Here is an 11,310-nt window from a genome sequence, read left to right on the forward strand (position 1 = left end):
CGAGGGTATGCCGGCCCGCTTTCAGCGTGAGCCGTGTGGGGATGGTTTGTCATCGCAATGGAGAGAGCCATCGGCGACTTGTATGCCAACTTAAGTGCAAACTTGTATACATGCAAGAGTGCAAGTTGCCGGACAGCTTGCATGCATGCGTCACAATGACCCTCATGAGCAGCCAGCCGAAAGCCGCCGACCGCGCCTACGCCCACATCCGGGACAAGCTCCTCGACGGCGAGTACACGAGCGGGCACCTGCTCTCCGAGGGTGCTGTCGCAACGGACCTCGGGATCTCCCGCACCCCGGTCCGGGAGGCCTTCCAGCGGCTGCAGAACGAGGGGTTCCTGCGCGTCTACCCCAAGCGCGGTGCGGTGGTGGTACCCGTCGGGCCCGACGACGCGCACGGTGTGCTGCAGGCGCGTCTCCTGCTGGAACTGTTCGCACTGGACTCACTCGCCGCCCGCGGGCCGGAAGCGGTGCGAGAGGTCGGCACGGCGCTGCTGCGCGACTGCGAGGAAGAGCGGAAGCAGACGACTTCGGCTACGGCCCGCGAGTTCGGCCGTGAGTTCCATATCCGGCTCATGCGTGCCGCGGGCAACCCGGTCCTGGCCGAGCTCTACGACACGCTCTGGAACCGGCAGCTGCGTATCGCCGCCGCCGCTACGGCCGGCCCCGACCACGCGGCCACGGACATGGCGGAACACGTCGAGATCGCCGCGGCGCTGCACGAGCGACGCCCGGCCGAGGCCCGGGAACTGCTCACCGACCACCTTGCGGGCGTGCTGCACCGCACCGGCTTCAGTGGGCGACCGAGCCTGCCGCCGGTCGCTGGGGCGGACGGTCCCTGACAGCGGGGGCGCCGGTGTGTCGGCGTTGGCGTTCTGCGGCATCCGCAGGGGCGGTGATCCCCGTGTTCGCCGCGCGCTCGCGGGCCGGAGGTGCGCCGGCTCCGCGGTGGAAGCCACTCTCCCCCCTCGTCGTGTCGGCGGCCTTCTGTGACGTCTCGGCGCCGGGAGCGCTCGGGCGGTTCAGGCCGGCTCGTGGACCGCCACGCCCACTCGCCGTCTCGCCGATCAGTGCGAAACCCCTGGCTGAGTCAGTCGCCGACAGCCGGGTGACCCGTTTGCAGATGGTCAAGGATGGCGTTCGAGATCTCGGCGAGATGGTCGATCTGCTCCGCTGTGAGACGGTCGATGACCAGGCGCCGGACTTCCTGGGCATGGCTGGGCGCGGCATTTTCCAAGGCTGTGCGCCCTTCTGGTGTGAGCACCGCATACATGGCGCGTGACGCGCCGCTCCGCCGCTCCACCAGGCCGCGCTTGCACATCCGGGTGAGCTGGTGGTGGAGGCGGCTCTTCTCCCAGCCCAGCTCATCGCTGAGCTCATAGGCGCGCAAACGTCCGTCCGGGGCTTCGGACAGGGCGACGAGCACCGTGTAGTCGGCGTTCGACAGGCCGCTGCCCGCCTGGAGCTGCTGCTCGATACGCGACCGCAGAACCTCCTGCATCTGGAAGAAGGCCCGCCAGGCGCGCAGCTCGCGCTCACTCAATGCCTGCTGCTCCATGTCCCCATCATACGACCGGGTTGACACGTCAACTCGCTGCCGTACTGTTGAGGTGACGCGTCAACTCGAACGCGTGGCAGGGAAGGGATGCAGGTCATGGAAGTCCCGCAGGGCGCGGCGCGCCGGAGCGTCGTCCGCGTCGAGAGGAAGATGCACTTCGGACCGGACACGCAGGTCGACGACAGAAGCGTGATCATTACTCCGACGAGGCCGGAGCTCACGGATCCGTTCCTGCTGCTGAGCGAGGACTGGTTCTCCTCACCGGGCTTCGAGTGGCATCCCCACCGCGGTGTCGAGACGGTCACCCTGGTCCTCGACGGCGTACTGGAGCACGGTGACAACATCGGTCACGCCGGCGCGCTGACCACCGGAGACGTGCAATGGATGACCGCAGGGCGTGGCATCATCCACCGCGAGCTCGCCTTCCGCAACGAACGGGCGCACACGCTGCAGCTGTGGGTGAACCTCCCGCCTGAGCTGAAGATGGTCGACACGCGCTACCAGGACCTGCCGGCCGGCCGACGACCCGTCATCGCGACGGACGGCGCCCGCATCGACCTGATCTCGGGCGAGGTCGGCGGCGCCCAGGGCCCCGCCCTGAACAACTGGCCCATCTCCGGAGCGCTGATCACCCTCGAGCCCGGTCGACGTCTGGAGCATCTGCTGCCTGGCCGGCACCGGGCCTTCCTCCACGTCCTGTCCGGCGCGGTGACGATCGCTGAGCGCGCCGTGCGCATGGGGGAGACCGCCTGGTCCGATCCCCTTCCTCAGGCGTCCTGCTCGACCATCACACTTGAGACCGCCGACGGCGACGATCTCAGCGTGGTCATGGTCTTCAGCGGTGAGCCGATCGGCCGGCCTGTCGTGATGGGCGGCCCGTTCGTGATGAACAGCGCGAGTGAGATCGAGCAGGCCTTCCGCGACTTCCAGAGCGGCAGGTTCGGTGCCATCCCGAACCAGGCCCGCCTGCAGTACCGCTGAGTCTGAGATCCCGACAGGCCTCGTTTTCCGTGACAGTCCGCCCGCGCACCCGGCGCGGCACGCACACTGCGGTGCCTTCACCTCCGGCTCCGGCCCGAGAAGGGGGAAATCTCTCATAACGCAAACCAGCCAGCCCGCGGATCTTTCCGCGACCGCCGCGGCGACATCCGCGAGCCGGAATTCCATGAGGGTCTCCGAGGCCACATGCGCCTGCGCCGGCACCGTCACGGCCTGACCGGGACCTCGGTGCCGGCTCGCCGCCGTTGCGGAGTCGGCACCGGAGCCGGGGATCCCGAGTTGCCCCCGGGCGACGATTCGCGACTCGGACAGTGCCGGGTTCGGCGCCCCCCATTTCTGACCGCCTGCCTGGCGGCACCCCCTTCACATGAGGTGTTCGATGTTCACTGCGACCGTGATCCTGTCCGCCCTGCTGGCCCTCGGCTTCGCCGCAGCCGGACTCCCCAAGGCCCTCGCGCAGCCCTCCGCGACCGCCGACGCCGACCGCATGGGTTAGTCGACCACCGCCTTCCGGGCCATCGGTCTGTTGGAACTGGCAGGGGCGCTCGGAGTCGTCGTCGGCCTGTGGTACCGGCCGCTGGGCGTGGCGGCCGCCGGCGGACTGCTCCTGGTGTGCGCCGGTGCTGTGCGCGCACACCTGAGCATGAAGGACGCCCCCAAGTCCCTCGTCCCGGCACTGCTCTTCGCGATACTGGCCGCGGGCGTGGTGATCGTGCGACTTGCCGGTTCCTGAGCGGCACCCCGTCCCCGCGGCCGTCGCCTGGCCGGGCGTGGACCACTCGGTCCTCGACCGGCTGCGCCCGTTCGCCGGCGCTGCCGGGCCCGGGTGCGTCGAGAGCCCGGCCCCAGCCCATCACCCCCGCCACCGCGGCCTCGACGTCCCGGATCTTGGGACGAGCCGTCGAGCGCCGCCGAGCGGACCGATGCCGTCGGCCGGGCCGCCGGCGGCATCGCCTTGGTGCGAGCTGGTGCTGCCTCGGCATCGAGGAGCGGGTCGCTCCGCCGAACCGAGCGGATGCCCGCGCTGCGACGGATGGCGAGAGACGGTGCTGCGCGTTGTCGCCTCCCTCAGAACCAGTAGCTCCTGCGCGCGGTTGACTCGATGGGTGACCGTGTGGCGGCCGATGTGGCGCAGGCTGCGGAAGGCGCCGTCCAGCGGTGCTCCGCCTCCGTTCGCCGGCCGGAGCCACGCATGCGTACGGCGCTGAGCCCCGCGGCTCGGCCGCCGCGTCGGCGTCCCTGGCCGAGGCGGCCTCGACCAGGCGCTGGTGCTCACCGGCGACGGAGAACCACTCGCTGTTCGTCGTGCCGTCTACTCGCAGGGCCGGGGTACTGCTCGGACAGGCGGGTCAGCGCCCGGCGTACCAGGGACCGGCTCACCGAGAACCGCTGCGCGAGCCCCACCAGCCGCCACCGCCGGCCGGGAGCAGGCTTCCCTGAAAGATCGCCTCGCGAAGTTGCGCGCAGACCTGAGCCGCCCGTGTCGGCGTCGTACTCGCCATGAAGGCACCTACCGTGCAGGGACAAAATCCGCCGGAATTCCGAGCGCGTCGGCGAGGAGCAGGTTGAACTTCTCCGGGACCTGGGCGATGGCGTAGTGGCGCGGTGGAGGCGGTCACTGACATCGAAGTACAGCGTGGCTCGCGCCTGAGTCTCGTAACCCTCCTTGTCGCCGCCGGCGATCATGTCGATCATCCACGCCCTGACGGCCTGGTCGGCATCCTCGGTGAACGACGCTCCCACTCGCTCCCCGGCGATCTCGCGCAGGGTGTGGGACCTGATGAAGGCCGTCTGCGCGTCGACGCTCCCGGACATCTCCTCCGGCAACCAGCCGAACGAGGCCACGACGACGAGACGGCTGAGGTCCTCGGGACGGTCCAGCGCGTACTGGAGGGCGATCGTCCCGCCCATGCTGCAGCCCACGACGGCGGGGCGGCGCAGGCCGAGCCGTGTGACGACGGCGTGCACGTCGGCCGCCATGTCCGCAGTCGTCCAGCCCGGGCGGGGCCAGCGAGTCCTGCCTCCGCCGCCGCGCACGTCGACCGCGACGACGCGCCGAGCGTGGCCGAGTCAGCCGATCTGGCGCGCATAGTGGCGCCAGTCGCATCCGAGACCGTGAATGAGGACGACCGGGTCGTTCACTTCCGTGCGCGGTGCCTCGGCATGCAGTCCAAGTCGACGAAGTGGACGAGCGTGCCGTCAGGTGCCTCGACGAAGCCTGCTGGCTCATTGCTCGACAGCACAGGACCTCTGATCTTGCTGGGCGGCGGATCGGCTGCAAGCCGTACAACGTATGGAAGTTGCCCTGTCGGTGAACCGTACGCCGTACGGGAATGTCGAAGACGTCCGGGGTGGTGGATGCGTCGGTCGGTGGGCGCGTCCCTGGCGAGCGCACCGTGCGCCTATGTCCGTTGTGTGACCCAGGTCACAGTGAGACAAGTTGACTCATAGATAGGTTGTGAGTCAATCTGTCTCACACGGGGGTCGCGAAAAGGCAGATCTCGCGACTATCCGCACAAGTCGTTGAATGCCACCGCATTCATGCACAAGGTCCCCATTGGAGGAAACCATGACCGCTACGCTCACGAAGAAGGCGGGCAAGGGCCGCACCGACGGTGTCGTCTCCGAACTGGCCACTTACTTCACCGTCAAGGCGGGCCACGAGGAGGAGCTGCGAGCCGCCGTTCAGCGGTTCGTCGAGGAGCTGCGCCGCCAGGACCCCGCGCAGACCATCAAGACCGGCCTGCGCGACACCCGGCACGTGATCTTCGACGGCGGCAAGCGGCTGCTGTGGGCCACCACGTTCGAGACCGAGTGGGACCCCTACGTCGACGACGCGATCCTGACCGTGGGCTTCGAGCACTTCGCGGACTGGCTGCAGCACACCACCGAGTGGGACGACCTGTTCGCCTGGGTGCAGGAGGCCGGCGGCATGGAGGCCCTCACCGACATGGAGCGCGAGGACTTCGCCGAGAACGTCCGCAACTCCACCGCCCGCCTGAAGAAGATCCTCCAGGACGGCCAGGAGCAGGCCGCCTCCTACTTCAACCCCCTCGGCCCCCTCACCATGCCGCAGGTGGTCAAGGCCCAGCAGGTCAACGACGCCTTCCAGGAAGTCCTGGACAACCCCGCCGCCGAGGAAGCGCTCTCGCACCCGGCCCTCAAGCCGCTCCTCGCCCAGGCCGCCGCCTGACCCACAGGTCCGCCTCACACCCCGGAAAGGGGGCGACACCTCCCGCCCCCTTTCCGGCAGGGGCCACCACCGCCCCCTCCACGGCCCGCGTGACGACTTCACGCACGCAAGACAGTTCTGGAAGGCATCATGACCATCGAGAAGGGCCATGCCCTGCAACTCGACGACATCCAGGCCGCCGCTCTGGAGCCCCGGCCGACGCCCTATGCGGGCTCGTACCTTGCTCTGCGCATCGACGACCGGCGGCAGGGACGCGAGCTGCTGCGGCGGCTCACACCCGTGCTCGACTCGGTCGCCTCGTTCGACCCCCGGCGTCAGGTCTCGCTCGCGGTGGCACTCAGCTTCCAGGGCCTCAGGGCCCTGGGAGTGCCAGAGGAATCACTGGCCACCTTCCCGGCCGAGTTCCAGGAGGGGATGGCCGCGCGAGCGGACGAACTCGGGGACGTCGGGGACAGCGCACCGGAGAACTGGGAGGGCCCGCTCGGTTCTGAAGACGTGCACATCGTCCTCACCGCACTCGCCCCGGACGCCGCGCGTCTCGAGACGATCGTCCTCCTGACCCGCGACGCACTGCGCGATCTTCGTGGCGTCGTCCCCGTATGGCAGCAGGACGTGCACGTCGGCCCGGACGAGAAGGAACCGTTCGGTTTCCGGGACGGCATCGGTCAGCCGGCCATCGAGGGCACGGGGATCCCGGGGACCAATCCCCGCGAAGTTCCACTCAAGGCAGGGGAGTTCGTCCTCGGATACGAGGACGAGACCGGCGGCGTCGCACCCGTCCCACAGCCCGAGGTGCTCGGCCGTAACGGAACGTACGTCGTCTTCCGCAAGCTGCACACGCGAGTGGCGGAGTTCCGCCAGTACATACGAGACCGCGCCAAGGACCCCGCGGACGAAGAGCTGATCGCGGCGAAGTTCGTCGGCCGCTGGCCCAGTGGCGCCCCGCTGGCACTCGCCCCGGACAAGGACGATCCGGAACTCGGCGCCGATCCCGCGCGCAACAACGACTTCATGTACGGCGACGACCCGCAGGGCCTCAAGTGCCCGGTGGGGGCACACGCCCGGCGGATGAACCCGCGAGACGCGGTCGTCACCGGTGAGGTGCGCCTGCACCGCATGATCAGGCGCGGTACGACCTACGGTCCGCCGCTGCCCAAGGACGTGCTGGAGGACGACGGCGCCGACCGCGGCATCATGTTCGCCTTCGTCGGAGCACACCTTGCGCGGCAGTTCGAGTTCGTCCAGCGGCAGTGGCTGAACGACGGCAAGTTCATCGGGGCCCCCGACGAGAAGGACCCGCTGATCGGCGGGAACGAGGACGGCCGGTTCACCGTCCCGCGCGAGCCGATCCGCCGCCGCTTCAAGGGGCTTCCGCCGTTCGTCGTCAACCGGGGCGGCGAGTACTGCTTCATGCCCGGACTCTCGGCGCTGCGCTGGATCGCCGATCTCGACACCTGACATCTCTCACGAGCGATAGCGACAAGGAACTTCCCATGGCTGACCACTTCTCCGGGCCGCGAGTGATCGCGGACCCCGCATCCGACATCTGCGACGTGTACGCCTTCCCGAGCCCCGAGCGGCCGGGGAACCTGGTGCTCGTCCTCAATGTGCTCCCGGCCTCGGCCCCTACGGCCCTGTTCTCCGACGTGATCACACACCGTTTCCGCGTCCGGCCGATCACATCCGCGAGCGAAGGCGCCGGTGCGGCGTTCCACGTCGGTGAGGACGAGTACCTCTTCGACTTCACCTTCGACGTCCCCGAGCAGCTCGACGGCGCCGACACCCTGGTGCAGACGGGCACCTGCCGGGCGCCCGGCGGCCGGACCGTCGCCTTCCAGGTCGGCAACGAGGTGCCCACCGAGGCAGAGGGACTGAAGATCTTCGCCGGGTCGCGGCTCGACCCGTTCTTCATCGACTTCGTGGGCGTGATCGCCACCGACATCACCGGGAAGCTGTCCCTCAGGCCCGACGCCGCCAACGTCCTCGAGGACCTGAACGTGCTGAGCATCGTCCTGGAGGTCGACGCCGCCGTGCTCGGCCCGGCCGCCGGCTCGCTGGTGGCGGTCGTCGGCGAGACCCTGACGGCCGGTGGTGGACGCCCGATCCAGCTGGAGCGCATGGGCCGGCCGGAGATCAAGAACGTGGTCCTGTCGAGCAAGAAGTACGACACGGTCAACCGCGATCTGGAGATCCGCGACCTCTACAACGAGGAAGACACCTTCAACATCCGGCCCGACTACGCCGCCGCCTACCGCGCGCGGTTCAACGCCAACCTGGCCTGGTTCGACGGCCTGGACGGCAAGACCGACTGGCCGCTGGACGAGCAGGGTGCTCACCCGCTGACCGAACTGCTGCTCGCGGACTTCCTCGTCGTCGACCTGTCCAAGCCGTTCTCCGAGGACGGCTGTTTCGAGATCGAGACCGCCCTGGCCGCCGGCCGTCCCCACACGACCTGCGGTGGCCGATCGCTCAACGACGACATCGTGGACACCCTGTACACCCTGCTGGTGGGCGGCGTCGACGGGGAGCGCCTCAGCGACGGCGTCGACCAGGCCACGAAGCCGGCCACCCACACCTTCCCCTACCTGAACGCCCCCAACCCGACCCCGCCGGACCTGGGCGCCCGCCTGGCGGCGATGATGCCCCCTCAGGAAGCAGCATGACCGGCGCGTCTCCCCAGGTGTGCGAGCCGGTCACGACGAGCGGCACCATCGCCGTGATGAATCTGCACGCGCAGATCGATGGCCTGGCCGTACGGCTCAGCCGTACGGCCACGGGGGAGGCGCAAGGGGTTCGTTCGGCGGTGCCCCAGGGGGCGGCACTGATCGACCTGCTCAACCTCCGAGGTCACCTCCTGGGCCGCGTCGCCGACTACGAACGTGCCGCGGAACTCGCCGAGCGGCTCGTGCACGTCGCCCCCGAAGACGGCACGGCCCTGCTCGCCCGCGCCAGGTCGCGGGCGACCCTGCACCGCTTCGCCGAGGCCGCCGCCGACCTCAGCGCGGCGGGCCGCAGCGGCGCGGACGCGACCGCACTGGACGCGGAACGAGCCGTCATCCTGCAGGCCCTCGGCTGCCACGCGGATGCCATGGCCCTGATCCGCACAGCGGCGGAGCGCAAGAGCAGTTTTACGACGCTCGGCGCGCTCGCCGTGCTGCAGGCGGACCGGGGGGAGGTCACCGAGGCGGAGCGCCTGTTCGACGAGGCTCGGAGCCACTACCAGGGGACCTCGCCGTTTCCGCTGGCCCAGCTGGACTTCCGGCGTGGTGTGATGTGGCACCGCGAGGGCGACATCGAAGCGGCCCGCTCCTGCTACGAGGCCGCGCGGTGCCGGGTGCCCCGCTACGTGCCGGCACTGGGCCACCTTGCCGAGCTCGAGTTGCTGAGCGGATCCGCTCATACCGCCGTCGAACTCCTCCGCCCCCTCACCCGGTCCAGCGACGACCCCGAGTATGCCGCCCATCTCGCGACCGCGCTGCACACAGTCGGCCGCGTCCATGAGGCGAAACAGTGGCGCGAACGTGCGGCAGCACGTTACGACGAACTGGTGCTGCGTCACCCGGAGGCCTACGCCGACCATGCGGCCGACTTCTGGCTCGGCGTGGGTGCCGACACCGGCAGGGGGCTGGAACTGGCCCTGCAGAACCTGGCGTTCCGCCAGACCCACCGGGCCCAAGCCCTGTTCCAGCGCGCTGTCCTCGCGCAGAACCGGGTCGCACAGACTGCTCCGTAGCCGCCGAGCGGCGGCGGTCACGGGGCACCGACGGGGTCGGCCGGACGTCAGAGGGTGCGTACGGCCGGCCCCGCACCAGCCCGCCGAGGGCAGGCGCGGCGCGAGGCCTCGACGGGCGACGCCCTCACCCTCGGCCCCTCGCAACCTCCCTCACTCGTCTGCGGTTCCACGGGCCGTTGCAGCCCGGAGCCGCAACCACTACTCAAGAAGGCCCAGAACGATGGACACCATGCTGGCAGGACGCGTCCACCTGGACACGAAGAAGTTCCTCGTGGAGGAGATTCCGGTCCCCGAGCCGGGACCGGGCGAAGTACTGATCGAGGTGAAGGCGGCCGGAGTGTGCCTCTCCGACCTCCACCTCATCGACGGCAGCATCTCGCCGGTGCACCTGAAGTCCAATGTGCTCACCCTCGGGCATGAACTCTCCGGTGTCATCCATGCCCTGGGCCCCGGCCTCAAGCGGGACCTGTCCGTCGGCACGCGGGTCGCCCTGCAGGCGGGACAGCCCTGCCGCGAGTGCGCCACCTGTGTCAGGGGCGGCACGTGCACGCAGTTCCGCGGTCGCGGCGTCGACTACGACGGTGGCTGGTCCCAGTACACGATCGCCCGCGAGGACACCGTCGTCCCCATCCCCGACTCACTTCCCTTCGACCAGGCGGCGATCATCCCGGACGCCGTCTCCACCTCCTACGCGGCGCTCGTCGAGACCGTGCACGTGCGTTCCGCCCGGTCGGTGGGCATCTGGGGAGTCGGCGGAGTGGGCGCTCACGCCGTCCGGCTGGCCCGCATGATGGGCGCCGCGCCCATCATCGCCGTCGACCCGCTGCCCGGAGCACGCGAGCGAGCCCTCGCGTTCGGCGCCGACATCGCGCTCGACCCCACCGACCCCGGTTTCACCGAAGCCGTGCTGCGGGCCACCGAGGGACTGGGGCTGGACTACGCCTTCGACTTCGCGGGCGTTCCCCGGGTCCGGGAGCAAGCGTCGCCGCTTCTCGGTGACCATGGTGCGCTGGTCCTGGTGGGTATCACCACGGAGCCGCTGACGATCTCCGAGAAGATGACCTTCAACCTGAAGAACAAGAAGGTGTACGGACACTACGGATCCTCGTTCGACCATGTCTACGAGCTGATCCGGTTGGCCGGCAGCGGCCGTCTCGACCTGGCCCCGTCCATCACCGACCACATCCCCCTCGCCGACGCCCACGAGGCGATCCACCGCCTGGAGCGGAAGATCGGCAACCCGATCCGGCTCATCCTCGTGCCCTGACGACTCGCCCGAGCACACGAGCGTGCCGGCCGTGCACTCTTCGGAGACGTGCGGCCGGCGGGGCCCGCGAGGATCAGGGCTGCGCAGAGCGAGGCCGAATGCGGCGCATTCGGCCTGATCGACGGGCCACAGCGGCGCGGCCCATCACGCGACCGACACCCGCAACCGCCGCCCAGGACAACCGACATGCGCGACTCACGCAACACCACCGAACCCACCGACAGCAGCGATACGGCCGGCTTGCCGACGGCCACGGTCCGCACCCGTGTGACGGTTCCACTCCGCTTCGGCGACGGCTACACGGTGACCGCCGACCTCGTCACCTTCCACAGCCTCGCCGACGGCCACGAACATGTGGCCGTCATCCTCGGCCCGTCCGACCCCTGCCCGACCCCGCTCGTGCGTCTGCACTCCGAGTGCCTGACCGGCGACGTCTTCGGCTCGGCCCGCTGCGACTGCGGCCCCCAGCTGCGCGAGGCGGTCGAGCGCATCGCCGACCGCGGCGGGGTCCTGCTCTACCTCCGCCAGGAGGGCCGGGGCATCGGCCTCTACAACAAGCT

The 11,310-nt window shown here is 69.6% G+C and carries 8 protein-coding genes and 3 pseudogenes; 9 read left to right on the plus strand and 2 right to left on the minus strand.

The window, feature by feature from the left end; genetic code table 11:
• Nucleotides 1-164 precede the first annotated feature (164 nt).
• Nucleotides 165-842: a GntR family transcriptional regulator gene (locus tag AB0L59_RS41560; RefSeq protein ID WP_365593216.1), complete on the plus strand. Its 678-nt coding sequence runs from the start codon at nucleotides 165-167 to the stop codon at nucleotides 840-842.
• Between the two features lie 248 nt (nucleotides 843-1,090).
• On the opposite strand, the gene AB0L59_RS41565 is transcribed toward AB0L59_RS41560, so the two are convergent.
• On the minus strand, nucleotides 1,091-1,558 hold the full coding sequence (locus AB0L59_RS41565; RefSeq protein WP_365593219.1) for a MarR family winged helix-turn-helix transcriptional regulator: 468 nt from the start codon (nucleotides 1,556-1,558) through the stop codon (nucleotides 1,091-1,093).
• 96 nt (nucleotides 1,559-1,654) lie between these two features.
• On the opposite strand from AB0L59_RS41565, the gene AB0L59_RS41570 reads away from it, so the two are divergent.
• Nucleotides 1,655-2,539 carry a pirin family protein gene (locus AB0L59_RS41570; protein WP_365593222.1) on the plus strand — a complete coding sequence of 295 codons (885 nt, stop codon included), beginning with the start codon at nucleotides 1,655-1,657 and terminating at the stop codon, nucleotides 2,537-2,539.
• Between the two features lie 532 nt (nucleotides 2,540-3,071).
• Nucleotides 3,072-3,290 (plus strand): annotated as a pseudogene (locus AB0L59_RS41575) (DoxX family protein); the annotation flags it as partial.
• 539 nt (nucleotides 3,291-3,829) lie between these two features.
• Here AB0L59_RS41575 and AB0L59_RS41580 read toward each other — a convergent pair.
• Nucleotides 3,830-4,603, minus strand: a pseudogene (locus tag AB0L59_RS41580) (alpha/beta fold hydrolase); the annotation flags it as partial.
• Between the two features lie 523 nt (nucleotides 4,604-5,126).
• Here AB0L59_RS41580 and AB0L59_RS41585 point away from each other — a divergent pair.
• From AB0L59_RS41585 to AB0L59_RS41610, 6 genes and pseudogenes are all read left to right on the plus strand, one after another.
• Entirely contained in the window at nucleotides 5,127-5,750 is a 624-nt protein-coding gene (locus AB0L59_RS41585; RefSeq protein ID WP_365593225.1) for a hypothetical protein, read from the plus strand.
• A gap of 129 nt (nucleotides 5,751-5,879) precedes the next feature.
• Nucleotides 5,880-7,208 carry a Dyp-type peroxidase gene (locus AB0L59_RS41590; protein WP_365593228.1) on the plus strand — a complete coding sequence of 443 codons (1,329 nt, stop codon included), beginning with the start codon at nucleotides 5,880-5,882 and terminating at the stop codon, nucleotides 7,206-7,208.
• Between the two features lie 35 nt (nucleotides 7,209-7,243).
• A complete protein-coding gene (locus tag AB0L59_RS41595; RefSeq protein WP_365593231.1) occupies nucleotides 7,244-8,413 on the plus strand; it encodes a DUF4331 family protein in 1,170 nt (389 codons plus the stop codon).
• Complete coding sequence (locus AB0L59_RS41600; RefSeq protein WP_365593234.1) at nucleotides 8,410-9,483, plus strand: hypothetical protein; 1,074 nt, start codon at nucleotides 8,410-8,412, stop codon at nucleotides 9,481-9,483. Before AB0L59_RS41595 ends, AB0L59_RS41600 begins: the two co-directional genes overlap by 4 nt.
• 220 nt (nucleotides 9,484-9,703) lie before the next feature.
• Nucleotides 9,704-10,750 (plus strand): zinc-binding dehydrogenase, encoded by a 1,047-nt coding sequence (locus tag AB0L59_RS41605; RefSeq protein WP_365593237.1) that lies wholly within the window; start codon nucleotides 9,704-9,706, stop codon nucleotides 10,748-10,750.
• Between the two features lie 186 nt (nucleotides 10,751-10,936).
• A pseudogene (locus AB0L59_RS41610) lies at nucleotides 10,937-11,310 on the plus strand (GTP cyclohydrolase); the annotation flags it as partial.

The organism is Streptomyces sp. NPDC052109, assembly GCF_040680195.1.
Classification (GTDB): Bacteria; Actinomycetota; Actinomycetes; order Streptomycetales; family Streptomycetaceae; genus Streptomyces.

What these genes read in the sequence shown, in the direction of transcription:
- AB0L59_RS41600 (WP_365593234.1), top strand. Translation starts at nt 8,410, where the DNA reads ATGACCGGCGCGTCTCCCCAGGTGTGCGAGCCGGTCACGACGAGCGGC.
- AB0L59_RS41590 (WP_365593228.1), top strand. Translation starts at nt 5,880, where the DNA reads ATGACCATCGAGAAGGGCCATGCCCTGCAACTCGACGACATCCAGGCC.
- AB0L59_RS41595 (WP_365593231.1), top strand. Translation starts at nt 7,244, where the DNA reads ATGGCTGACCACTTCTCCGGGCCGCGAGTGATCGCGGACCCCGCATCC.
- AB0L59_RS41585 (WP_365593225.1), top strand. Translation starts at nt 5,127, where the DNA reads ATGACCGCTACGCTCACGAAGAAGGCGGGCAAGGGCCGCACCGACGGT.
- AB0L59_RS41565 (WP_365593219.1), bottom strand. Translation starts at nt 1,558, where the DNA reads ATGGAGCAGCAGGCATTGAGTGAGCGCGAGCTGCGCGCCTGGCGGGCC.
- AB0L59_RS41605 (WP_365593237.1), top strand. Translation starts at nt 9,704, where the DNA reads ATGGACACCATGCTGGCAGGACGCGTCCACCTGGACACGAAGAAGTTC.
- AB0L59_RS41570 (WP_365593222.1), top strand. Translation starts at nt 1,655, where the DNA reads ATGGAAGTCCCGCAGGGCGCGGCGCGCCGGAGCGTCGTCCGCGTCGAG.
- AB0L59_RS41560 (WP_365593216.1), top strand. Translation starts at nt 165, where the DNA reads ATGAGCAGCCAGCCGAAAGCCGCCGACCGCGCCTACGCCCACATCCGG.